The following is a 24952-nucleotide window of genomic DNA, read 5'->3' on the forward strand; positions in this document are numbered from 1 at the left end:
AACAGCAAAATGGAACAAACATTCTGAATTGACACGTTTTCAGAATTGATGTTTCAATTCAGATCAGCGGAACGGAGGCCGCCGCCAGCATGGACAGGTTGGAGGACCGGCTCGATGTGATCACCATCGGGCGCGCATCGGTGGACCTTTACGGCCAGCAGATCGGATCCCGGCTCGAGGACGTTTCGAGCTTCGCCAAATCGGTGGGCGGGTGCCCGGCCAATGTGGCGATCGGGGCGGCGCGGCTGGGGTTGAAATCGGCCTGGCTGGGGCGCGTGGGCGACGAGCCGTTCGGGCGATTCATCGCCGAGCAGATGGCGCGCGAGGGCGCTTCGACCGAGGGGATCATCACCGACCGCGACCGGCTGACGGCGCTGGCGATCCTGGCGGTCGAGGACGACAAGCACTTTCCGCTGATCTTTTACCGCGAGGACTGCGCCGACATGGCGCTGACCGAGGGGGACATCTCCGAGGATTTCATCGCTCGCGCGAGCGCCGTGCTGGTGACGGGGACCCATTTTTCGCGCCCCTCCACGGCGGCGGCCCAGAAGATCGCCATGCAATTCGCCCGGCACCATGGCGGCAAGGTGATCTTCGACATCGATTATCGCCCCAACCTTTGGGGGTTGGCGGGGCATGGGGCGGGGGACGAGCGCTATGTGCCCTCCAACGTCGTTTCCTCGCGCATGCGGGACGTGCTGCCGCACTGCGATCTCATCGTGGGGACGGAAGAGGAAATCCTGATCGGTTCGGGGGAAACCGATCTCGATGCCGCGCTGAGGGCGATCCGGTCATTGTCCTCCGCCGTGATCGTCCTCAAGCGCGGCCCCATGGGGTGCGTGGTGTTCGACGGCGATATTCCCGAGCGGATCGAGGATGGGATCGTGGGACAAGGGTTTCCCATCGAGGTGTACAACACGCTGGGCGCGGGGGACGCGTTTCTGAGCGGGTTCTTGCGCGGGTGGCTCAGGGGGGAGACGCCGGAGACCTGCGCGACATGGGCCAATGCCTGCGGGGCGTTCGCGGTGTCGCGGCTGTTGTGTTCGCCGGAAATCCCGAGCTTTTCCGAGCTGCAATATTTTCTCGCGCATGGGAGCCAAGAGAAGGCGCTGCGCAAGGATCAAGCGCTCAACCATATCCACTGGGCGACGACGGGGCGGCGGCGGGATTATCCGGAGCTGATGGCGCTGGCCATCGACCACCGGACGCAGCTCGAGGAACTGGCGGACAAGGTGGGGGCCGATCGGGAGCGGATTTCTGCCTTCAAGCTTTTGGCCGTGGAGGCGGCGGCGCGGGTGGCGGATGGGCGCGACGGCTTCGGGATGCTGATCGACGACAAGTACGGGCGCGAGGCGCTGTTCGCGGCGAGCAAGCACGCCAATTTCTGGATCGGAAGGCCGGTGGAACTGCCCGGATCGCGGCCGCTCAAGTTCGAATTTTCCGAGGACGTGGGATCGCGCCTGATCGAATGGCCGGTAGACCATTGCATCAAGTGCCTGTGCTTTTTCCACCCCGACGATCCGGAGGAACTGCGCGGGGCGCAGAGGGCGAAACTCAAGGCACTCCATGACGCGGCGCGGCGGATGGGGCGGGAATTGCTGATCGAGATCATCGCGGGCAAGAGCGGGGCGGTGGGCGACGAAACGGTGCCGGAAGTGCTCGAGGCGCTGTACGCGGTAGGGATCAAGCCCGATTGGTGGAAGCTCGAGCCGCAGGCGGGGGCGCGGGCATGGCAGCGGATCGACGAGGTGATCGAAAGGCATGATCCCTATTGCCGGGGGGTGGTGCTGCTGGGGCTCGACGCGCCGACCGAGGAGCTGGAAGCGGCGTTTGCGGCGACGGCGGGGTCGCGGACGGTCAAGGGGTTCGCCGTGGGGCGTACGATTTTTGCCGGGGCGGCGGAAAAATGGTTGGCTGGGGAGATGGGAGACGAGGAAGCGGTAGCGGAGATGGCGGGGCGGTTTGCCGGGCTGGTGAGCGCGTGGGAGGCGCGGTGATGATCGTGCTGGATTGTGCGGCTCTCGCCGCTGCCTCTCGAACAACGCCACCGCCGGTGATTGCCGCTAGCTCAGCACCCCCCTTATCCGTCTCGCCCTTCGGGCGATCCACCTTCTCCCACCAGGGGAGAAGGGGAGCTGAGTTCGTGGAGCTCACCAAGACAGCGGAGGGCCATCCATGACCGGGACGATCAGGCTGACCATGGCGCAGGCGGTGGCGCGGTTTTTGGCGGCGCAGATGACCGAGATCGAGGGGGAACGACTGCCGCTGTTTGCGGGGGTGTGGGCGATCTTCGGGCATGGGAATGTCGCGGGGATGGGCGAGGCGCTTTATGGGGTGCAGGACAGGCTGCCGACGTTTCGGGCGCATAATGAGCAAGGGATGGCGCATGCGGCGATCGCGTTCGCCAAGGCCAGTTTCCGGCGGCGGATGATGGCGTGCACGTCTTCGATCGGGCCGGGGGCGACCAATATGGTGACCGCCGCCGCACTGGCCCATGTCAACCGGCTGCCGGTGCTGTTTCTGCCCGGCGATGTGTTCGCCAACCGGGCGCCCGATCCGGTGCTGCAGCAGGTCGAGGATTTTGGCGACGGGACGGTTTCTGCCAACGATTGCTTCAAGCCGGTGTCGCGGTATTTCGACCGGATCACGCGGCCCGAGCAGATCATGCCGGCGCTGCGACGGGCGATGGCGGTTTTGACCGATCCGGCCGAGTGCGGGCCGGTGACGCTGGCGTTGTGCCAGGATACGCAGGCCGAGGCGTATGATTATCCGGCATCGTTTTTTGACGAGACGGTGTGGCGTCAGCGGCGGGTGCGGCCCGATGAAGCGGAATTGGCGCGGGCGATAGAGGCGATCCGGGGGGCCGAGAAGCCGGTGCTGATCGCGGGCGGCGGGGTGCTCTATTCGGGCGCGAGCGAGGTGCTGGCGGGGTTTGCCGAAAAACATGGGGTGCCGGCCGCGGAGACGCAGGCGGGGAAGTCGGCCCTGCCCCATTCGCACAAGATGAACATGGGGTCAGTCGGGGTGACGGGGACCAGCGCGGCGAACCGGATGGCCGAGGAGGCCGATCTGGTGATCGCGGTCGGGACGCGGTTGCAGGACTTTACGACCGGGTCCTGGGCGCTGTTCAAGAACCCCGATGTGCGATTTATCCACCTCAACGTGGCGGCGATGGATGCGGCAAAGCATGGGGCGATGCCGCTGGTGGCCGATGCACGGGCCGGGCTGGAGGCGCTCGATGCCGGGCTGGGGGATTGGCAGGCGCCGGAGCGCTGGCGCGGGGCGGCGGAAGCGGGCAAGCGCGAGTGGCTGGAGGAGGCAAATGCCGTGACGACGGCGAGCAACGCCCCCCTGCCCTCGGATGCGCAGGTGATCGGGGCGGTGCAGCGGAGCGTTGGGGATGCCGTCGTCGTGTGCGCGGCGGGCGGGCTGCCGGGGGAATTGCACAAGCTTTGGCAGGCCGAGGCACCGGGGAACTATCACCTGGAATATGGCTATTCGTGCATGGGCTATGAGATCGCCGGGGGCTTGGGCGTCGCCATGGCGCGGCCCGGGGACGAGGTGGTCGTGATGGTGGGGGATGGGAGCTATATGATGCTCAATTCCGAGCTCTCGACCGCCGTGATGATGGGGCTAAAGCTCACCGTGGTGGTGCTCGACAATCGCGGGTTCGGGTGCATCAACCGGCTGCAGATGGCGACGGGCGGGGCGAACTTCAACAACCTGTTCGAGGATGTGCGGCGCGAGCGGATGCCGGAGATCGATTTCGTGGGGCATGCGCGGGCCATGGGGGCGCATGCGGAGAAGGTTTCGGGGATTGCCGAGCTCGAAGCGGCGCTGGGGGCGGCGCGCGGGCGGGAGGGGGTGAGTGTCGTGGTGATCGATACCGATCCATTGGCGACCACCGAAGCGGGCGGACATTGGTGGGACGTCGCGGTGCCCGAGGTGAGCGCGAGGGAAGAGGTGCGGGAGAAAAGGGGGGAGTATGAGGAGAGGGTGAAGGGGCGGACGCTTGGTTGAGACGCGATTTCGGCCTTGCGGCAGGCGTTTGTGTTCTTGCCGAAGTGCTGCCACGCGATCTCCTTCTCCCCTTGAGGGAGAAGGTGGCCGGAGCGAAGCGGAGGTCGGATGAGGGGTGCGCTGAGGTTCCATTCGAACCGCGTTGGGCAGGCAAACTCAGCGCCGCCCTCATCCCCATCCCTTCTCCCACCAGGGGAGAAGGAGGCTCTCTTGGCAGGCGCCACAGTTCTTGCCGAAGCTCGGCACCAGGTTACCCTTCGCCCCTTGAGGGAGAAGGTGGGCCGGCGAAGCCGGGCGGATGAAGGGATGCGGCGCTTCATCCGCCATCTGCAGTGGATGCGGAAGCTCAGCGCCCCCTCATCCGCCCCCTTCGGGACAGCCATTCGAGCATAGCTCTCATGCCTTCTCCGGCACGATTGGCCAAAGGACGGTTCGAAGTCTCCCCAAAGGGGAGAAGAAGATCGGGGCTTATCGGCCGATGGGATTCCCGCTACCGACAAGCAAATGAAAGAAAACGAGGAAACATGATCCGGATCGGTGCGAACCCCATCGGGTGGTCCAATGACGATATGATCGAGATCGGCGGGGAGACGCCGCTGGAGGTTTGTCTGGCGGAGGCCAGGGAGGCGGGGTTTTCCGGGATGGAACTGGGGAACAAATTTCCGCGGCAGGCCGAGGTTTTACGGCCGATCCTCACGGCGCATGGGCATGAGCTGGTTTCGGGGTGGTATTCGACCCAATTGCTGCTGCGCGACGTCGATGAAGAACTCGCGGCGGCGCGGGGGCATGCGGAACTGCTCCGGGACATGGGCTGCGCGGTGATGATCGCGTGTGAAACCTCCAACGCCGTTCACGGGCAGATGGAGACGCCACTTTCGGCAAGGCCGGTGCTGCCCCATGAGATCTGGGGACGGTTCGGGATGCGGCTGACGGCGTTTGCACAGAGGCTCAGGCAGGAATTCGGGCTCAAGCTGGTTTATCACCACCATATGGGAACGATCGTGCAGACCGAGGCGGAGATCGACAGGCTGATGGCATCGACCGGGGATGCGGTGCATCTGCTGCTCGATACCGGGCACGTCACCTGGGGCGGGGGCGATCCGGCGCGGGTGGCGCGGAACCATTTCTCACGCATCGCGCATGTGCACACCAAGGATGTGCGCGGGGACATGATGCTGCGGGCGAACTCGGAGGATTGGAGCTTTCTGCGCTCCGTGCTGGCCGGGGTTTATACGGTGCCGGGGGATGGGATCGTGGATTTCCCTTCGGTGTTTTCCGAGCTTGCGGGATATGAGGGATGGGTTGTGGTGGAGGCCGAGCAGGACCCGGCCAAGGCGCATCCGCTGACTTATGCCAAGATGGGGTACGCCTATTTGCGCGGGGTCGTGGAGGAAGCGGAGTTTTTGGTGGGGTGATTTGGAATTGGTCGCCTGCGGTTGAGTTCGTGGGAGCGCTGCGCCCCCTCATCCGACCTCCGCTTCGCTCCGGCCACCTTCTCCCACCAGGGGAGAAGGTGAGCTGGGGCAGACACGAAGACCGGTTGTTGCCGAAGCGCTGCCGCAATCGCCCCTTCTTCCCTGGTGGGAGAAGGTGGCCGCGAAGCGGTGGCGCTGAGGTGGCGAAAACCACTGGCGCTCGCGTTTGCCGAAGCTTTGCGCACCCCTCACCCCCCGCCCTCCTCGAGGGGAGAGGGAGGCTCTTGGGACTGGGGCTGAGACAAGAAGGAGAGGACCATGTCAGACCTGCTCATCAAGCCTGCCGGCAGCCGCGGCAAGGTGATCGATGTCACGCCCGCGAGCGCGGGATGGGCGTATGTGGGGTTCGCCCTGCACAGGCTCGCTCCGGGCGAAACCGTGGCCGAGGCGACGGGGGAGCGGGAGGCTTGTCTGGTGTTTGTGGCCGGCACGGGGGCGGTGACTGCCGGGGGCGAACGCTTAGGGGAGATGGGCGGGCGGATGAGCCCGTTCGACGGCAAACCGGCGGCGGTCTATGTGCCGGGGAACAGCGAGTGGTCGGTGACGGCGGCGAGCGAACTGGAACTTGCGGTGTGTTCGGCCCCTGCCCTCACGGGGCGGGAGGCGAAGGTGATCGGCCCCGACGCGATGAGCCAGGAGGTGCGGGGGAAAGGCACCAATACGCGCTATGTCACCAATATCCTGCCCGAGACGGACGGGGTGGCGGACAGCCTGCTGGTGGTGGAGGTGATCACGCCGGGCGGGCACACATCGTCCTATCCGCCGCACAAGCACGATCGCGATGCGCTGCCCGAGGAATCCTATCTCGAGGAGACCTATTACCATCGGCTGAACCCGCCGCAGGGATTCGGGTTTCAGAGGGTTTATACCGATGACCGATCGCTCGACGAGGTGATGCTGATCGAGGATGGGGTGACGGTGCTGGTGCCCAAGGGGTATCACCCCTGCGCGGCGATCCATGGGTATGATCTTTATTATCTCAACGTCATGGCCGGGCCGCACCGGGTGTGGCGGTTTCATAACCAGCCGGATCATGAATGGCTGCTCGGCGGGTGAAGTTCGGTTACGAAATGCCATAGAGCTCGGCTTGAGGTATACTGACTTTCTTAACCAGAAAGCGCATGAGTGACTGTCCAGGCCGCAAGTTGATGCGCTTAAAGGCTGCGTTAAATCGTTTGGACCTAACAGTGGCCGAAGCAAGGACACGGGGCTCACCTTGGGGGATAAGGCGCGACAGAGGCTGGAACGATTGGGGCGGGCGGTATTTCGCGCCAGCAACATTCCCACGTTGATCGCGCTGATCGTGATCGGCATCACCGTTCTTTACGCCGAACGCCAGAACCGCGAAGTCTATGAGCAGTCCCAGCGCACCATGGTGCTCGACAAGGTGGGGCTGGTGCGGGCCCAGCTCGAAGGCAAGGTCAATGCCAATCTTCAGCTCGTCCATGGGTTGGTGAGCGTGATTTCCAACGAGCCGGACATGGACGCCAACCGGTTCGCGGCGCTCGCATCCTATCTGTTTGCCCAGGAAAACCTGCTCATCAACATCGCGGCGGCGCCCGAGCTCGTGGTGCGGATGGTCTATCCGCTGGAAGCGAACGCGGCGGCGCTGGGGCTCGACTATACGGCCAATGCCGCCCAGCGCGAAGCGGCGCTGGTGGCGCGCAACACGCGCGAGATCGTGCTGGCCGGGCCGCTCGATCTGGTGCAGGGCGGGCGCGGATTTATCGGGCGGTTTCCCGTCTATTACACCGACGATCAGGGGCGCGAGGTGTTCTGGGGGATCGTTTCGGCGGTGATCGATGCCGACCGGCTCTATGCCGAAAGCGGGGTGATCGAGACCGGCGAGATCGCCATCGCCATTTCCGGGCGCGACGGAGACAGGGACGCGGGCGGCGTGTTCCATGGCGATCCGGCGATCCTTGCCGACAACCCCGTACGCGCCGAGGTGTCCCTGCCATCGGGTGGCTGGACGATCTGGGCGGCGCCGGCGGACGGCTGGGGCGCCAACCCGCCCAACGCGGTAGTGCAGCGCATGGGGATGGGGCTGGCCGCAGCGCTGATCCTGGTTCCCATCATCCTTTTGGGCCGGCTCAACGACGAGCGCCGGCGGCGGATGGACGAGCAGCGGCGGCGCGAGATCGAGCTGTCGCGCATTTCGCGCCGTCTGGGGCTGGCGCTGGCCAGCTCGCAGATGGGGGTGTGGGAACTCGATGTGGAGACGGGGGCACTCACCTGGGACGCGCGCATGAACGAGCTCTACGCTTATCCTGCGGATGGGGCGCCGCGCTCCTATCGCGACTGGCGCGACAGACTGCATCCGGACGATCGCGAACGGGCCGAGGACGAGTTCGCCCAGGTGCTGAGCACGGGCAGCCAATATCTTTCCAACTTCCGCATCGTGACGCCCGCGGGGGAAATCCGCCATATCCGGGCGGCGGGCTCGATCTATCAGGAAAAGGGCGCTTCGATGCGCTTTCTGGGCGTCAACTGGGACGCGACGCCCGATGCCAAGCTGTCCGAAGCGCTGATCAAGGCCAAAACGCAGGCGGAAGCGAAAAACTTCGAATTGGAAACCGCCAAGGCGCGGATCGAGCACAACGCCATGCACGACCCGCTGACCGGGCTGCCGAACCGGCGCTATCTCGACCACATTCTGGAGGCCCATACGCGCCAGAGCGCGGGAGCGAAAGGGCACGTTTCGATCCTCCATATCGACCTCGACCGGTTCAAGCAGATCAACGACACGCTGGGGCATGCGGCGGGCGATGCGATGCTGATCCATGCCGCCGACGTGCTCAAATCCGCGGTGCGGCCGACCGATTTCGTGGCGCGGATCGGCGGGGACGAGTTCGTGATCCTATGCCTGGGGAAGCGGGCCGATATCGAACTCAAGGGCCTGGCCGACCGGATCATCGAAGCGATGCGCAAGCCGGTTTCCTACCAGGGGCACGAGTGCCGGTTCGGGGTGTCGATCGGCATCGCGCGTGGAGATGTGAGCGCCATCGCGGCCAAGCAGATACTGGTCAACGCCGATATCGCCCTCTATCGCGCCAAGCGCGAGGGCCGCAGCCGCGCGGAGTTCTTCTCGGAGGAATTGCAGGCCCAGATCGTCACGGCCAAGCGGGTGGCCGACGACATTCTGGCGGCGCTGGAGAATGACGAATTCGTCGCCTTCTACCAGCCGCAAGTGGATGCCAAGACGCTCGATATCGTGGGCATGGAAGCCCTGGCGCGCTGGAAGCACCCCACGCGCGGGATATTGACGCCCGATGCCTTCATGGCGGTGGCCGAGGACCTCAACGTGGTGGCCGCCATCGACGAGCTGATCCTCGAGCAGGCGCTGGACCAGCACCGCGAATGGGCAGCGGCCGGACTCCGCGTGCCGCGGGTGTCGGTCAACGTTTCAGCGCGGCGGCTCAATGACGAGGAGCTGATCGGAACGCTGCGGGGGCTCGACATCGCGCCGGGCACGGTTTCGTTCGAACTCGTCGAATCCATCTATCTGGACGAACGCGACAGCCTGGTGTCCTGGAACATCGACCAGATCCGGGATCTGGGGATCGATATCGAGATCGACGATTTCGGCACCGGTTACGCTTCGATCGTGAGCCTTTTGCAGTTGCGGCCCAACCGGCTCAAGATCGACAGGCAATTGGTCAAGCCGATCACCCAATCGGCCGAACAGCGCCAGCTCGTCGCCTCGATCGTCGAGATCGGGGCCTCGCTGGGGATCGAGGCGATCGCCGAGGGGGTGGAAACGCGCGAACATGTGGCGCTTCTGGCCGAAATGGGCTGCGCTGCGCTGCAGGGATATACCATCGCCCGGCCCATGGCGGGGGAGGATGCGACGGTGTTCGTTGCCGCGGAGCGGTGGCGGGAGGTGGGCTAGGCTGCGGGGTGAGTTGGTCGGTGCTTCATGGAGGTATTGAGGACCGACGGACACGATGGCGGGTGGGCCAGCGCCGCGCACCCCTCATCCGCCTCTTCGGGGTACCTTCTCTCTCAAGGGGAGAAGGGAGTTGGGGCAGAACGCGACCCGTTGTGTTCCTTGTGGGCTCGGCGCCCCCCTCATCCGACCGCTACGCGGCCACCTTCTCCCACCAGGGGAGAAGGGTAAAGGGGACTACATCAGCGCGGATACTTAGGCAGAGGCAGCGCCCCTCATCCGCCCCTCTGGGGCACCTTCTCCCCTGAACGGAGAAGGAAGATTGGCACTGGCGCTGCCGCAAGGGCCACTTCTGTCCTATTGGAGAAGGGTTGGGGATGAGGGGTGCGCGGGGGTTGTGGACTGCCGTGATGTCTCGATTTAGCCGCGCGGCTTTGCCCGGTTGGTTGCCTGGGCCGCGAGCGGGTCGTCGGGCCAATAATGTTTCGGATATCTCCCTTTCAGGTCCTTGGCGACGTCTTTCCAGCTTCCGCGCCAGAAGCCGGGGAGATCGTTAGTGGTCTGGATGGGGCGGTGGGCCGGGGAGAGGAGCGAGAGGAGGAGCGGGATTTTGCCGTTGGCGATCGCGGGGTGCTGGTCGAGGCCGAAAAGCTCCTGCACCCGGATCGCGAGGATCGGGCCGTTCTCGGCGGCGTAATCGATGGGGACGCGGCTGCCCGAAGGGGCGTCGAAATGGGAGGGGAGGAGGCGGTCGATTTCCGAACGGCGGTCCCAGGGGAGGAGATCGAACAGCGCGGCGGAGAGGTGGTCGGGCGTGATGGCGTCCAGCCGGGAGAGGCCGGCGATGTGGGGGACGAGCCAGGCGGCTCCGTTTTGCGCGAGGGCAGTGTCGGAAAGATCGGGCCAATCTTGCCCCAGGGTCTGGTGGAGGAAGGTGGCGCGGTCGCGCAGGGTGCGCTGGTCGCGGGACCAGGGGAGCTTGCCGATGCCCAGTTGGGCGATGCCGGCGGCGAGGATTTTCGGGGCGTTCGGGTCGTCGATGGCGGCGGGGGCGTCTTCGAGGCGCAGGGCGCCATAGCGGCGCTGGCGGCGGGCGCGGACGGCGCGGGGGGCGGGATCGAAGGCGAGATCGATCACGGTTTCGATGTGGGGGGCAAAGACCTCTTCGACCGTGGCGCGGTCGATGGGGATTGCCGCTCGGATCACGGCGCTGGCGGCGGACCCGGTCATATCCGCGACAACGAGAAAGGGGGCGCGGGCGAGGCTGTCGGTTTCATCAAGCCGCGCCTGGCGGCCATTGGCGAGGCGGAAGCGGCCGGGGGCGGTTCGCTGGGCGACGCGATCGGGATAAGCGCGGGCAAGATGGCGGCCGAGATCGACGCCGGAGACCTCCCCTGCCCCGACGACGGCTCGGTCTACCCCAGGAGTGGGCTGCCTTGTGCTCACGGCGGCTTTGGCCCAGCGCGCGGCGAGGGATTTGGCTTCGGTGGCGCGTCTGGAGGTGTCACGGCGGAGACGGTCGAAGCGGGCGGAGAGATCGGTTGAGGTGCCGCCGAGACCCTGTTCGCCGACAAGGACGCCGAGGAGCGCCGCGTCCATGGCGGTGCCTTCGGCGGCGGCCAAAGCGATCATGTGGCCGAGGCGCGGATGCAGCGGGAGTTTTGCGAGCAACGTGCCGTGCGGGGTGATGCGGGCGCCGGCATCGAGGGCATCGAGGGATTTGAGCAGGGCGACAGCTTCGGACCAGGCGGGGGCTGGGGGCGGATCGAGAAAGCCCAGCGTTGCCGGATCGGTGACGCCCCAGCCGGCGAGGTCGAGGACGAGGCCGGTGAGATCGGCCTGCAGGATCTCGGGTGGATCGAAGGGGATGAGGCTTGCGGTCTGGCCTTCATGCCAGAGGCGGTAACAGACGCCCGGCTCGGTGCGGCCGGCACGGCCCCGGCGCTGGTCGGCGCTGGCGCGGGAGACGCGGCGGGTTTCCAGCCGCGTCAGACCGGTATCGGGCTCATAGACCGGCAGGCGGGAGAGGCCGGAATCGATGACGATCCTGACGCCCTCGATGGTGAGCGAGGTCTGGGCGATGGCGGTGGCCAGAACGATCTTGCGGCGGCCCTCTGGCGCGGGCTGGATGGCGCGGTCCTGCTCGGCGGGAGTCAACTGGCCGTAGAGGGGGGCGATGTCGGTATAGGGGCCGACGATCGTGGCGAGGGCTTCGGCGGTGCGGCGAATTTCGGCCTGGCCGGGAAGGAAGATCAGCGCCGAGCCCTGCTCTTCACTGAGGGCGCGGCGGGTGGCCGAGGCGACGACCTGCTCGATGCGGGCGTTGGGATCGGGGACGATGTGGCGGGTTTCGACCGGGAAGGCGCGGCCTTCGCTTTCGATAACCGGGGCGTCACCGAGCAGGTTCGCGACGGCGGCGCCATCGAGGGTGGCGGACATGGCGAGGATGCGCAGATCCTCGCGCAGGGCGGTGGCATCGAGAGTGAGGGCGAGGCCGAGATCGCCATCCAGGCTACGTTCGTGGAATTCGTCGAACAGCACGGCGGCGATGCCGGTCAGCTCCGGATCGTCGAGAATCATGCGGGTGAAGACGCCTTCGGTGACCACTTCGATGCGGGTTCTGGCGCTGACTTTTGTATCGAGGCGGACGCGGTAGCCAACGGTTTGGCCGACCTCTTCGCCCAGCGTCTGCGCCATGCGGCGGGCGGCGGCGCGGGCGGCGAGGCGGCGCGGTTCGAGCATGACGATCCGGCCATCGCCGCGCCAAGGCGCTTCGAGAAGCGCGAGGGGCACACGGGTGGTCTTGCCGGCGCCGGGCGGGGCGACGAGGACGGCGCGGGTGTGGGACGCGAGCGCATCGGCGAGCTGGGGGAGAACGGCGTCGATGGGGAGCGGGGCGGCGGGGTGCATGGGGCGTATGTCACCGGATTTGGGCCGCGGTGCAAGGGGGGCGCTTGTGCTGGGCGCTTCGCGGGCGGGAAGAAGCCGGGAGCGGCGCGTATACCTTGCCCCGGGGCAAGCCCCGGGGTGACCCCGTTGGGGGATTGTTTGATTCCGGGAACAAGCCCGGAAGAGAGGCAAGGGTGACTACCTGGGCCTCAAGCGTAGGCGAAGCGGTCGAGGCCCAGGAGGGCGGCGCCGACGAGGCCGGGTTCGAGGGCGCATTGGGCCGGGACGACCAGGGGGCGATCGAGCTGGCGCAGGATGCGCGAGCGCACGGCTTTGTCCAGCGCGGGGATGAGGCCGGGCGCGCCGGCCATGCCGCCGCCGACCGGGACGATCGAGGCGCCGGTGATATTGACCGCCAGCGCCAGCGGGGCGGCGATGAGATCGACATAGATCTCCATGGTGCGGGTGGCGGCGGGATCTCCGCCGGCCCAGCCCACGACGATCTCGCGGCTGTCGCGGGCTTCGCCGGAGAGGTGCATATGCAGCTTTTCGACCCCGCGCGCGCCGCCGACGGTATCGACGCACCCGGCGCGGCCGCAGCCGCAGGGGAAATGGGGGATTTCGACCGGCGGGGTGCCGGCGCTGGTGGCGAGAATTGTGGCATGGCCCCATTCGCCCGCATAGCCGCCGCGACGATTGGCCAGCCGGTTATCGACCACCAGACCACCGCCCACGCCGGTGCCCAGGATGATGCCGAAGACCACGTCGTGCCCCAGCCCTGCCCCGAGCCCGGCTTCGGCCAGCGCAAAGCAATCGGCGTCGTTGGCGACGGTGACCGGCAGGCCGAGGGCGGCCTGGAGTTCGGCATCGAGGAGACGGCCATCGATGCAAGGGACGTTGGCGCAGATCATCCGGCCCGTTTCGATATCGGTGACGCCGCAGATGGAAATCGAGACCGCCTCGGGACGGCTGGGCATGGCGGCGAGAATGCCGCGCAGGGTTTCGACGAAGGCGGCGAAATCGGTGCGCGGGGTTTCGATGCGGCCCATCGGGGTGATGGCGTCCGGCTCATCCGCCCAGGCGGCCTTGATGGCGCTGCCGCCGATATCGAGTGCGAGGATCATGGGCGCGAAGGTAGCGGGGGATGGCGGCGGCGCAAGGGGGCGATTTCGGAAAAAGCGGAGAATTTGGAGGAATGCACGCCTGCTGAGGGACGTGGAGGCCTTGCGGGTCCCCGGGTCAAGCTCGAGGACGACGAGTTGGAGAGAGTGCGGACAGATTTTGGCGAGGGTGTGTGTCGCAGACTCGGCGCCCCCCTCATCCGCCCCGTCGGGGCACCTTCTCCCACCAGGGGAGAAGGGAGCCCGGGGCGGCATTGCGGTAAAAAACTCGAACTCTGAACAAGAGCCCTCGTGAGGGATTTCGAGGGGAGCTAGACCGTCAATCGCTCCAATGAGCGAAGAAGGGTTGAGGGCGAGGGATGTGCTGAGGCGGCCACGCAAACGGGGTGCAGCGGGACCACTATCTCCTCATCCGCCCTTTCGGTGGGGAAGACGCCTACTCCGCCGCTGCCCGGCCGTCGGGGGTTTCGGCGGGGGCGTTGGGGTCGCCGGGGGCGGTCTCTGCTGCGAGGTCGGGGAAGGCGGCGATGCGGCGGCCGGAGAAGTCCTCGCGCAGGACGATGAGGCCTCGGTCCTCGAAATAGGTCAAAAGCCGGCGGGCGCGGGAGGCGGAGTGGGAGCCGTAGGCGCGGGCCAAGGTCGCGTCGGACGGACAGGGAAGCTTTTCGACAGCGGCGCGGGCGACGATGAGGAAGACGCCCTGCACGTCTTCGGGGAGGGTCTTGGCGAGGTCGAGGGCGGCCTGCCAGCCATCGGACTGGGCAGCATCGGTATCCACCCCGGCGCGGGCGACGGCGAAACGGCGCTTGAACTCGTTGAGGTCCGGCGGGGTGCCGGGGACGCGGCGGATGCGGCAGCGGACGAGGAAATCCTGATAGAGCACGGCGACCGAGCGGAAGGAGGCCTCGGGATCCTCCAGGATTTCGGCCAGCACTGCATCGATCAGCGCGGCGCGCTCGGCTTCGTCGATCTCGGGGAAGAGCGTTGCCGGTTCGGGCTCGGCGCGCGGGACGGGCTGGCTCAGTTGCGCGAGGATATCGGCGGTGGGGCGCGGAGCGGGTTGCACGGCGCGGCGCGGGAGGGGGCGAACCTCTTCCTCGGGACTGGGGGTAAAGATCAGATCGGCCGCGTCGGCCCCGGTTTCGGGGAGCGGCATCAGCTTGGGCGAGGTGGAGCGGGCGCTGGTTTCGACAGTGCCGATCTTGATGGGCAGCGGGCGGCGCGAGAGCGCGGGGCCCAGCGCGACGAAATTGCCCTTTTGCAGATCGCGGAACATCTCGGTGCCGCGGCGGTCCATGCCGAGCAGGTCGCCGGCGCGGGCCATGTCGATATCGAGGAAGGTGCGGCCCATAAGGAAGTTGGACGCTTCGGCGGCGACGTTCTTGGCGAGCTTGGCCAGGCGCTGGGTGGCGATGACGCCGGCGAGGCCGCGCTTGCGGCCACGGCACATCAGATTGGTCATGGCGCCGAGGGAGAGCTTGCGCGCGTCATCGGAGACTTCGCCACCGGCGGCGGGGGCAAAGAGCTGGGCTTCATCGACCACGACCAGCATGGGATACCAGAAATCGCGGTCGGCATCGAAAAGCCCGCCCAGGAAAGCGGCGGCGGCGCGCATCTGGTTTTCCGCCTCGAGCCCTTCGAGGGAGAGGACGACGGAGACGCGGTGCTGGCGGATGCGGCCGGCGATACGGGTCAACTCGTGCTCGGAGCGATCGGCTTCAACCACGACATGGCCGAACTTGTCGGCAAGGGTGACAAAATCACCCTCCGGATCGACGACGCATTGCTGCACCCAGGGGGCGCTCTGTTCGAGCAGGCGCCGCAGAAGGTGCGACTTGCCCGAGCCGGAATTGCCCTGGACCAGCAGGCGCGTGGCCAGAAGCTCCTCAAGATCGAGCCGGGCCGGCGTACCGGTATTTGTCGTGCCCATGTCGATTTCGACGGTCATCGCCTGTGCCTATCGGGGGTGCGAGAAAGATTCGCGCGGAAGAACGCGTGCGCATCTTAACATCGGGCAAGGGGCGCGGAACAACCCCGCCAGCAAGATATTCACCAGCTTGCCGCTTTGCCGACTCACGGCATGGGGCTAGGATTATACCATGTTCAGGCGCCTCCTCTCGCTGTTTGGCCGCAAGCCCGTCGATCTCGACGGGCCGCAATATGGCGCCCTGCCCTATGTGATCGTGGACGGGCATCTGGTGGTGCTACTGGTCACCTCGCGCGGGCGGGGCAAATGGATCTTCCCCAAGGGACGGCTGATGGAAGGCAAGACGCCGTGGGAAACCGCCGCGATCGAGGCCTGGGAAGAGGCAGGCGTCGAGGGCGAGATCGAAACCACGCCGATCGGGCGGTATTATCTTCCGGTGACGCCGGAACGGCCGCGCCCGGTGGAAGTGGAGATCTTTCCCATGCTGGTCACCGGCCAGCGGGAAGACTGGAAGGAAAGCGGGCAGCGGCACCGCCATTGGGCCGTGCTGCCCGAAGCGCGGCGCCTGATCACCCATGAAGGGCTGGCCGACGTGGCCGTGGCGCTGGGCCAGCGCGAGGCCAAGGCAGGCCGGGTGAGCGAGGGCGTGCCATCGAGAACGCTGCCGGGGCTGCCGCAGGGCGCTAAAGCCTAAAGACCAGGCGCATGGCGGCATAGATCAGGGCGGCGAGGGTGGCCGTGGCCGGTACTGTTATGATCCAGGCGGCAAAGATCGATGCCACGTGACGGCGGCGTACCAGCAAGCGGCGGCGGCGCTTGTGGTAGTTCGCAACGGCAGCCTCGGGCGTGGGGTTGAGATGGCTGGTGCGCAGGAAAACGCCTTCGGGGCTGACCACCGGCCGGTAGAGTGAGCCATTGGTCATGCGCTCGCGGAAAAAGCCCACCCCGAAAATGGCACCGACGGCAACATGGGTCGATGAGATGGGGATGCCCAGCGCGGCGGCGATCAGAACCGTCGTTGCGGTTGCCAGCACCACGCAATAGCCGCGAATCTCGTTGAGCCGGGTGATCCCCTCGCCCACGGTGCGGACGAGGCGCGGGCCGAACAGGGCCAGCCCGAAGGCAATGCCCAGGGCACCGATGGCCAGGACCCATTGGGGCACCGGATTGGTGCTGGCCGGATCGGCCGACACGGCCTCGACGATGGCCGCCAGGGGGCCCACGGCGTTGGAGACGTCATTGGCGCCATGGGCGAAAGACAGCAGAGCGGCGGCAATGATGAGCGGCAGGCGGAACAGGCTGCCGATCTGTTTTTTGGAATCCTCCATGCCCAGGGTGCGCGCTTCGATCCAGGGGCGGGCCAGAACCCAGGCCAGAAGGGCCAGCCCGAGGGAAATGAAAACCACCATGGGCAATGGCGGCGCCCAGACGCGATCGAGACCTTTCAGTGCCATATAGGCGGTGAAAATGCCGGCCATGGCCGAAACGAAGACGGGCACCCACAGGCGCGCGGCGCGGACGCGGTCGGTCGCCTCGAGCACCGAATATTGAACGATCGCCAGAAAGAGGGCGGCAAACAGCCCGCCCACGGCGGGCGAAACCATCCAACCGGTGCCGATGGCCAGTATGGTGGGCCAAACGACCGCCGAAAAGCCGGCGGCGGCGATGCCGGCACCCACGATGCCGCCGATGACCGAATGGGTGGTTGAGACCGGGGCACGGATATAGGTGGCAAGATTGACCCAGAGCGCTGAAGCCAGGAGCGCGGCGATCATCACCATGACATAGGGCACGGTTTCCAGATGCGTGCCGGTGGCGATGATGTCGCGCGAGATGGTCTCGACCACGTCGCCGCCGGCAAAAAAGGCGCCGGCCGCTTCGCATATGGCGGCGAGCGCCAGCGCCATGCCCATGCTGAGCGCCCGGGCGCCGACAGCGGGGCCCATATTGTTGGCGATATCGTTGGCGCCGATGTTGAGCGCCATATAGGCGGCGAGCGCCGTGGCCACGACCACCAGATAGCCGAACGGGCCGGCCTGGACCGAGAACGCAGCCCAGATCAGCGTCGCAAAGATGAAGACCAGCGCGATGCCCGGCGCCGCCATGGCGCGGGCGATGGCGTCGGTGCCACTGGCGAGTTCGCCGACACGTTCGAGGTCCTTATCGATGGCGGATTTGGGCATTGAGCCTCTTTCGTTTTTTCAGCGCATGCACGCCATAGCGCAAATCGGCCAGCGATAGCCACAGGGCAGTTTGGTGGCAGGACAACGCAAAACCGGCTGGCGTCGATCCTCTTTGTCGTCAGCGGTTCTCGACAACCTCGCGCACAGAGGCGACGAGCGCGGCGGTGGGCAGGTCCAGCTCGCTCCCGCCACGGGTGGTGATGCCGATGGCGCCGAAGCTGGCGGTCATATCGACGGGGAGCGCGACCAGCGCACCGGTTTCAAGATCGGCGGCGACGACCGATCGGGAGATGAACCAGACCGCATCGGTCAACAGCGCGTAGGCGCGGGAGAACGAGTTGGAAACCGTTTCGATCTCGCGCGGCAGGCGGGCGATGCCGGCGGCAAGAAGGATGGATTCGACGGTGGGGCGGATGATGGCCTCGCGCGGGGGAACGAGCGCGGGGAACGGCTCGATGGTGCGCAGGATGGGCTCGGGGTCGCCCAGCAGCGGGTGGCCGGGGCGGACGGCGAGGACCAGCGGCTCGGAATAAAGATGCTCGAACGAGAGGCCGGCCATGACCTCGGGAGCGGGCATGCGGCCGACGACGAAATCGATGGCGCCGGCGCGCAGCAGGCTCAGCAGGTGCGGACTGGGGCCGCTTTCCACATGCACGCGGCAGGCGAGCGGGCCGGCCGAAAAGCGGGCAACCGCCTGGGGGACCACTTCGACCTCGACCGTGGGCAGCGCGCCGAGACGGACCACCGCATCGGCGCTGCGGGCGGCCGAGACGGAATCGATTCCCTGGCGCAAGGCGCCGATGGCGGCATTGGCATGGCGCAGGAACAGGGCGCCGAAATCGGTGAGAGCCAGTTTGCGGCGGGAGCGATCGAACAGCGCGACGCCGAGGATGACTTCGAGTTCGGCAAGGGATTTGGAAACCGCCGGCTGGGTGAGGCCCAAGGCTTCGGCAGCGGGGAGGACGCCGCCCTGACGGTTGGTTTCAATGAAGCACGAGAGGTGGCGGAGTTTTATGCGGGGGTCGATGGAGGGCATGGGGGCTCATCTGTCTCGGGTGATTGTTGCAGGCGCGGCGCACCCCTCATCCGCCCTTCGGGCACCTTCTCCCCTCACGAGGGGAGAAGGGAAGCTCGGGGCGGCGGTTCGGGAATTGCCGATGGCTGCTGTCGACGCAGGCTCAGCGCCCCCCTCATCCGACCGCTTCGCGGCCACCTTCTCCCACCAGGGGAGAAGGGTAAGAGGGCAAATGCGACTACCGTGCTTGTGAATGCCCGAACGCTCCCCCAAGAGCCCCCTTCTCCCCTGGTGGGAGAAGGGCCGGGGATGAGGGGGGCGCTGAGATTGCGGGTTGCCAACATTGGTTGTTCTCCCAAGCGCTGTGCACCCCTCATCCGACCCGGCTTCGCCGGCCCACCTTCTCCCTCAAGGGGAGAAGGGGAGCTTGTGGCGGCGGTCGGGAAATTGCCGAGGGCTGTTGTTGTCGCAAGCTCAGAGCCCCCCTCATCCGACCGCTTCGCGGCCACCTTCTCCCACCAGGGGAGAAGGGTAGCTTTGTGGCGGCGTTTCGGCAGGATTCTCCAAAGCGCAAGTATTCACATTCGTTATACATCGTCCTCAATTTATCATTTTACCCTGCTCGCGCGCCAGTGTTTATTGCAGCATCGGTTATGTATCCGGGATGGAGTGCTATGAGCAAGATGATGCCGCTTGAGCAGGCGGTGCGGGAAAATCTCAAGGATGGGGATATTGTCGCCTTTGAGGGGTTCACGCATCTGATCCCGCATGCGGCGGGGCATGAGGTGATCCGGCAGGGGTTCAAGGATCTGACCCTGATCCGCATGACGCCCGATGTGATCTATGACCAGATGATCGGCATGGGGATGGCGAAGAAGGTCATCTTCTCTTACGCGGGCAATCCGGGCGTGGGGCTGTTGCGGCGGATGCGCGATGCCATTGAGAACGGGTATCCGCGCACCATCGAGACGGTGGAACACTCCCATGCGGCGATGGCGAACGCCTATGAGGCGGGGGCGGCGGGGCTGCCTTGCGCGGTGTTTCGCGGATACAAGGGCGCCGACCTACCCAAGGTCAATCCCGACATCAAATCGGTTACATGCCCGTTCACCGGCGAGGAGTTGGCAGCCATTCCGGCCCACCGGCCGGACGTGACCTTTATTCATGCGCAAAAGGCCAATGAGAAGGGCGACGTGCTGATCGAAGGCATTGTCGGCGTGCAAAAGGAAGCGGCGCTGGCGGCCAAAAGGGTGGTGGTGACGGTCGAGGAGGTGGTGCCCGATTTCGAGGGGCTGCATCCCAATCTGACAGTATTACCGCACTGGACGGTGACGGCGATCGCGGTGGTCAAGGGCGGGGCGCACCCCTCCTATACCCATGGGTATTATGCGCGCGACAACGCGGCGTATCTGGAATGGGACAAGGTTTCGGCCGATCGCGAACTGTTCAGCAAATGGATGGACGAGAACGTTTTGAAGGCGACGCCCGAGGTGTTCGCCGAGCGCGTGAAGGGGCTTTGAGATGGCCGATTTTACACCCAATGAAATGATGACCATCGCAGCCTCGCGGGCGCTGACGAGCAAGGATGTGTGCTTTGTGGGCATCGGGGCGCCGTCGGCGGCGTGCAATGTGGCGCGGCTGACCCATGCGCCCGACATCACGCTGATCTACGAGAGCGGGACGATCGGGACGGCACCGGATGTGCTGCCGCTTTCGATCGGCGACGGGGAATTGTGCGAGACGGCGGTAACCACCGTCTCGGTGCCCGAGATGTTCCGCTACTGGCTGCAGGGCGGGCGGATTTCGATCGGGTTTTTGGGCGCGGCGCAGATCGACCGGTTCGGCAACATCAATACCACCGTGATCGGGGATTACGACAAGCCCAAGGTCCGGCTGCCGGGCGGCGGCGGGGCGCCTGAGATCGCGACCTCGTGCGGGGAGATCTACATCACCTTGAAGCAGGCGACGCGCTCGATGGTGGAAAGGATCGATTTCTTCACTTCGTTCGGGCATGGCGAGGGCGGCGACCACCGGGAGCGGCTGGGGATCAAGACCAAGGGGCCGACGCTGCTGATCACGGACCTCGCGATCTGGAAACCCGACCCGGTGACCAAGGAGTTCACGGTGGTTTCGCTGCATCCGGGCGTGACGCGCGAGATGGTGCAGGAGACCTGCGGGTGGACGGTGAAATACGCCGACGATCTTGAAGAGACCCCTGCCCCGACGGAACTGGAACTCAAGACCCTGCGCGATCTGCAGGAGCGGACCAAGCGCGCCCATGAGGGCGGGAAGGCAGCGTAAAATGGCTGAAGCGTACATTTGCGACTATATTCGCACGCCCATCGGGCGGTTCGGCGGGGCACTGAGCAAGGTGCGGCCGGACGATCTCGGAGCGCTGGTGCTCAAGACGCTGGTCGAGCGTAACCCCAACGTCGATTTCGAGGCGGTCGAGGACGTGATCTTCGGCAACGCCAATCAGGCGGGCGAGGACAACCGGAACGTGGCGCGCATGAGCCTGTTGCTGGCGGGATTGCCGGCGACGGTGACCGGCACCACGATCAACCGGCTGTGCGGGTCGGGACTGGATGCGGTGTTGACGGCAGCGCGGGCGATCAAGGCGGGCGAGGCCGAACTGATGATCGCGGGCGGCACGGAATCGATGAGCCGCGCGCCGTTCGTGATGCCCAAGGCCGAGACGGCGTTTTCGCGCAATGCGGAGATCTACGACACGACCATAGGCTGGCGGTTCGTCAATCCGCTGATGCAAAAGCTCTACGGCTCGGATTCGATGCCCGAGACGGGGGAGAACGTGGCGGAAGACTACAAGATTTCGCGCGAGGACCAGGACGCGTTTGCGCTACGCAGCCAGAACAAGGCGGCGGCGGCGCAGGAGAACGGGCGGCTGGCGCGAGAGATCGTGCCGGTGACCATTCCGCAGCGCAAGGGCGATCCTGTTGTTGTGGATCGCGACGAGCATCCGCGGGCGACCTCGATGGAGGCGCTGGCGAAATTGCCGACGCCGTTCAAGAAAGAGGGCGGGACGGTAACGGCGGGTAATGCCTCGGGCGTCAATGACGGGGCGGCGGCGCTGATCATCGCGAGCGAAGCGGCGGTCAAGAAGTATGGGCTGACGCCGCTGGCGCGGGTCGTCGCCGGGGCGACGGCGGGCGTGCCGCCGCGGGTGATGGGCATCGGCCCCCTGCCCGCTTCGGAAAAGCTTGCCGCGCGGATGGGCATCAAGGCGACCGATTTCGATCTGGTGGAGCTCAACGAGGCGTTTGCGAGCCAGGGCATCGCGGTGCTGCGGGGGCTGGGGATCGCCGAGGATGCCGGGCACGTCAACCCCAATGGCGGGGCAATCGCGCTGGGGCATCCGCTGGGGATGAGCGGTGCGCGGATCGCGGGCACGGCAGCGCTGGAGATGAGCCTAAAGGGACACAAGCGGGCGCTGGTGACAATGTGCATCGGTGTCGGGCAGGGAATCGCTGCGGGGCTGGAGGCGGTTTAGGCCACCTTCATATCCCGCAACCATTGTTCAAGGACGCGCCGAATGGCGCGTTCTGCCGGCTCGTCCTGGGTGAAAGCCCACCAGGTGTGTGCGCCCTGCCATAGACTGGCCATCTGCCAGCCCAGACGCTCTCCGCGCTCGGGATCATTTGAAAGACGGCGGCCGAGCGCCTTGACGAGTGCCCGCCCCCAGGCCGCGCCGCGGGCGCGCAGGGCAGGATTGCGGATATCCTCGCGCAAGAGCAACAACCCGTCCGTCGCGTTGCGCTCTGCGACATCGGTGGGCATCAGCCGGATCAGCACTTCGATGGCACCTTGAGGAGAACTCTCTTCTTCGGCGTCGGCTGCCTCGGTTTCCGCGTCCAGCACATCCCAGGCCCTCAGCAGGATGGCCTGCACCATCGCTTCCCGATCGCCATAGCGCTGCACGAGGGTCGCCGGAGCCAAGCCGCAATCGGCGGCGGCGCGGGCGAAGGTCAGGCCCGCTGGACCTGTTTCCAGGATCGTATCGAGAAGGATGTCGTGAATCTGCTCGTCGGAGATCGTCTTGCGTCTAGCCATGACTCAATATAAACGTACGTTCGTTTATAAAGCAAGGAGAAGATCATGGCGAAAATCGTGGGATATATCGCGGCCAGTCTGGACGGCCTGATAGTCGATGGGAACGATGATCTGGGCTGGCTCTACAAATATGACGACATGGACCTGGGCGAGCACGACTATCGCACCTTCATCAAGGGCATCCGCACCGTGGTGATGGGGCGCGGCACTTATGATTTCATTGAGCGGGAAAGCTCGCCCTGGGCTTATGGCGAGAAGCGGACCATCGTTGTCACCTCGCGGCCGATCGAAAATCCGAAAGGACCGCTGGAGGTCCGTAGCGACGTCGATGCCTTGATCGCCGAATTGCGGGCGCTGGACGATGGCGATGTGTGGATGCTGGGCGGCGGGGAATTGCAGATGGCGTTTCTCGAGCGCGGGGCGTTGGACGAGATCGAGATCTATATCATCCCCGAAATGCTGGGCGGCGGGCGATCGCTGTTTCCGCTGACCGGCTTCCGGGCGTCGCCCACGCTGATCAGCGCCCAGGCGATCGACAAGGGCTGCGTGCGGCTGCACTACCGGTTCTGAGTGCAGGGCCTTCCATTCTGGCGCTGCGGCTGTATCGTTCGCGGCGCAATGATTTGGACCCGCCCTATGACCGATACGCTGATCGCAACCCTCCGCTCCATCACCGGCCCCCGCCATGTGCTGGTGGGGGACCGCGCCACGCGGCGATACCGCAAGGGGTATCGCTATGGGGATGGCGAGGTGTTGGCGGTGGTGCGGCCGGGAACGCTTGTGGAGCAGTGGCGGGCGCTCAAGGCCTGTGTCGAGGCGGGGGTGATCGTCATCGCGCAGGCGGCCAATACCGGGATCACGGGCGGATCGACGCCGTTCGGGGACGGATATGACCGGCCGATCGTCATCATCAACGTCATGCGCATCGCGCGGGTCGACCTGATCCGGGGCGGCGAACAGGTGATCGCGCTGCCGGGGGCGACGCTCGACAGGCTGGAAAAGACGCTGCGCGCCATCGGGCGCGAGCCGCATTCGGTAATCGGGTCGAGTTGCATCGGGGCGTCCGTAGTGGGCGGGGTGTGCAACAATTCGGGCGGCTCACTGATCCAGCGCGGGCCGGCCTATACCGAATTGGCACTGTTCGCGCAGGTGGATGCGGACGGGCAGCTCAGGCTGGTCAACCATCTGGGGGTGGATCTGGGCGAGGATGCGGAAACCATCCTGTCGCGGCTCGATGCGGGACAATATACCGAGGGCGATATCGCGCCCGAGGGCAATCGGCGGGCATCGGATCATGATTACCACATCCATGTTCGCGATGTTGAATCGGAGACCCCTGCCCGGTTCAACGCCGATCCGCGAAAGCTGTTCGAGGCTTCCGGGAGCGCCGGCAAGCTCGCGGTGTTTGCTTTAAGGCTCGACACCTTTGCCGCCGATACGAACACGCAGGTGTTCTATATCGGCAGCAATGATGCAGGGGAATTGGCGCGGATCCGGCGCGACATGCTGAGCCGGTTCGAGCATCTGCCGATCGCAGGGGAATATCTGCATCGCGACGCATACCGGCTGACGCGAAAATACGGCAAGGACGTTTTTCTCATCATCAAGCTGCTGGGCACCGACAGGGTGCCGGCGGCCTATGCCATCAAGAGCTGGGTGGATGGGATCACCGAGAAGCTGGGACTGGGCGGGGCGGTCTCGGACCGGATCGTGCAATTCGTGACTGGCTTGTTGCCCGAACATCTGCCCAGGCGGATGAACGATTATTGCGAGCGGTTCGAGCACCATCTGATGATCCGGATGGGGGGCGAGGGTATCGCCGAGGCTCGCGCCTATTTCGAGGAAATCTTTCCCTCCGCGAGCGGGGACTATTTCGAGTGCACGCCCCAGGAAGGGGCCGATGCCTTCCTGCACCGGTTCGCGTTTGGAGGCGCCGGAGGGCGGTATCGGGCCGTGCATCCAAACGAGGTGGAGGACCTTCTGGCCCTCGATGTGGCGCTGCCGCGCAACGAGACGGACTGGCTGCCGGATCTGCCGCCCGAACTCGAGGCGCAACTTGCGTATAAATCGGTGTGCGCGCACTTTTTCTGCCATGTGCTGCACCAGGACTATATGGTCAAAAAGGGTGCCGATGTGGACGCCATCAAGGCGCGGCTGCTCGAACTGCTCGACGCGCGCGGGGCGGAATATCCGGCCGAGCACAATGTGGGGCATCTCTATGCCGCCAAGCCGGCGTTGGAGGAATTTTATCGCGGACTGGACCCCACCAATACGTTCAATCCGGGGATCGGGAAGACCAGCAAGAAGCGGGAGTGGGCGTGAGGAGAAAACTGGAGTCCGCCGGTTGTGTAATGTCATAACAGTG

The 24952-nt window shown here is 65.7% G+C and carries 17 protein-coding genes; 11 read left to right on the forward strand and 6 right to left on the reverse strand.

From position 1 onward, the window contains the following. The first annotated feature begins 89 nt into the window (after positions 1 to 89). From iolC to NO934_RS05100, 5 genes are all read left to right on the forward strand, one after another. Positions 90 to 1997 carry a 5-dehydro-2-deoxygluconokinase gene (iolC, locus tag NO934_RS05080; RefSeq protein WP_309162702.1) on the forward strand — a complete coding sequence of 636 codons (1908 nt, stop codon included), beginning with the start codon at positions 90 to 92 and terminating at the stop codon, positions 1995 to 1997. A 178-nt stretch (positions 1998 to 2175) separates the two neighbouring features. Then, a complete protein-coding gene (iolD, locus tag NO934_RS05085; protein WP_309162703.1) occupies positions 2176 to 4020 on the forward strand; it encodes a 3D-(3,5/4)-trihydroxycyclohexane-1,2-dione acylhydrolase (decyclizing) in 1845 nt (614 codons plus the stop codon). Positions 4021 to 4544: 524 nt separating this feature from the next. Beyond that, complete coding sequence (gene iolE / locus NO934_RS05090; protein WP_309162704.1) at positions 4545 to 5435, forward strand: myo-inosose-2 dehydratase; 891 nt, start codon at positions 4545 to 4547, stop codon at positions 5433 to 5435. Positions 5436 to 5753: 318 nt separating this feature from the next. Continuing rightward, the gene (gene iolB, locus NO934_RS05095; RefSeq protein WP_309162705.1) at positions 5754 to 6551 is read left to right on the forward strand and encodes a 5-deoxy-glucuronate isomerase; all 798 of its coding nucleotides are present in this window, start codon (positions 5754 to 5756) and stop codon (positions 6549 to 6551) included. A 193-nt stretch (positions 6552 to 6744) separates the two neighbouring features. Next, positions 6745 to 9387, forward strand: coding sequence for an EAL domain-containing protein (locus tag NO934_RS05100; RefSeq protein WP_309162706.1), 2643 nt, complete (start codon positions 6745 to 6747; stop codon positions 9385 to 9387). Positions 9388 to 9804: 417 nt separating this feature from the next. Here NO934_RS05100 and hrpB read toward each other — a convergent pair whose 3' ends face one another. From hrpB to NO934_RS05115, 3 genes are all read right to left on the reverse strand, one after another. Beyond that, positions 9805 to 12294, reverse strand: a complete 2490-nt coding sequence (gene hrpB / locus NO934_RS05105; protein WP_309162707.1) for an ATP-dependent helicase HrpB — start codon at positions 12292 to 12294, stop codon at positions 9805 to 9807. 188 nt (positions 12295 to 12482) lie between these two features. After that, complete coding sequence (locus tag NO934_RS05110; RefSeq protein WP_309162708.1) at positions 12483 to 13397, reverse strand: ROK family protein; 915 nt, start codon at positions 13395 to 13397, stop codon at positions 12483 to 12485. A gap of 433 nt (positions 13398 to 13830) precedes the next feature. After that, positions 13831 to 15342, reverse strand: a complete 1512-nt coding sequence (locus NO934_RS05115) for an ATP-binding protein (protein ID WP_309162710.1) — start codon at positions 15340 to 15342, stop codon at positions 13831 to 13833. Positions 15343 to 15493: 151 nt separating this feature from the next. On the opposite strand from NO934_RS05115, the gene NO934_RS05120 reads away from it, so the two are divergent. After that, positions 15494 to 16015, forward strand: a complete 522-nt coding sequence (locus tag NO934_RS05120; protein WP_309162711.1) for an NUDIX hydrolase — start codon at positions 15494 to 15496, stop codon at positions 16013 to 16015. Here the strand turns inward: NO934_RS05120 and NO934_RS05125 are convergent. Together NO934_RS05125 and pcaQ are read right to left on the reverse strand one after the other, a co-directional pair. After that, positions 16005 to 17504: an anion permease gene (locus tag NO934_RS05125; RefSeq protein WP_309162712.1), complete on the reverse strand. Its 1500-nt coding sequence runs from the start codon at positions 17502 to 17504 to the stop codon at positions 16005 to 16007. The genes NO934_RS05120 and NO934_RS05125 overlap by 11 nt on opposite strands. A 118-nt stretch (positions 17505 to 17622) precedes the next feature. Next, positions 17623 to 18540, reverse strand: a complete 918-nt coding sequence (gene pcaQ / locus NO934_RS05130) for a pca operon transcription factor PcaQ (protein ID WP_309162713.1) — start codon at positions 18538 to 18540, stop codon at positions 17623 to 17625. 653 nt (positions 18541 to 19193) lie between these two features. Between pcaQ and NO934_RS05135 the strand changes: the two genes are divergently transcribed. The 3 genes from NO934_RS05135 to pcaF are packed head-to-tail and all read left to right on the forward strand — an operon-like array spanning position 19194 to position 22027. Beyond that, a complete protein-coding gene (locus NO934_RS05135; RefSeq protein ID WP_309162714.1) occupies positions 19194 to 20039 on the forward strand; it encodes a CoA-transferase in 846 nt (281 codons plus the stop codon). A 1-nt stretch (position 20040) separates the two neighbouring features. Further along, positions 20041 to 20820 carry a CoA-transferase subunit beta gene (locus tag NO934_RS05140; RefSeq protein WP_309162715.1) on the forward strand — a complete coding sequence of 260 codons (780 nt, stop codon included), beginning with the start codon at positions 20041 to 20043 and terminating at the stop codon, positions 20818 to 20820. A gap of 1 nt (position 20821) precedes the next feature. Beyond that, positions 20822 to 22027: a 3-oxoadipyl-CoA thiolase gene (gene pcaF, locus NO934_RS05145; protein ID WP_309162717.1), complete on the forward strand. Its 1206-nt coding sequence runs from the start codon at positions 20822 to 20824 to the stop codon at positions 22025 to 22027. On the opposite strand, the gene NO934_RS05150 is transcribed toward pcaF, so the two are convergent. Further along, a complete protein-coding gene (locus tag NO934_RS05150) occupies positions 22024 to 22587 on the reverse strand; it encodes a TetR/AcrR family transcriptional regulator (protein WP_309162718.1) in 564 nt (187 codons plus the stop codon). The genes pcaF and NO934_RS05150 overlap by 4 nt on opposite strands. 45 nt (positions 22588 to 22632) lie before the next feature. On the opposite strand from NO934_RS05150, the gene NO934_RS05155 reads away from it, so the two are divergent. Both NO934_RS05155 and dld read left to right on the forward strand, forming a co-directional pair. Beyond that, complete coding sequence (locus NO934_RS05155) at positions 22633 to 23157, forward strand: dihydrofolate reductase family protein (RefSeq protein WP_309162719.1); 525 nt, start codon at positions 22633 to 22635, stop codon at positions 23155 to 23157. Between the two features lie 66 nt (positions 23158 to 23223). Next, a complete protein-coding gene (gene dld / locus NO934_RS05160; RefSeq protein ID WP_309162721.1) occupies positions 23224 to 24909 on the forward strand; it encodes a D-lactate dehydrogenase in 1686 nt (561 codons plus the stop codon). Positions 24910 to 24952: the final 43 nt, after the last annotated feature.

The organism is Pelagibacterium sp. H642 (genome assembly GCF_031202855.1).
Lineage (GTDB): Bacteria > Pseudomonadota > Alphaproteobacteria > Rhizobiales > Devosiaceae > Pelagibacterium.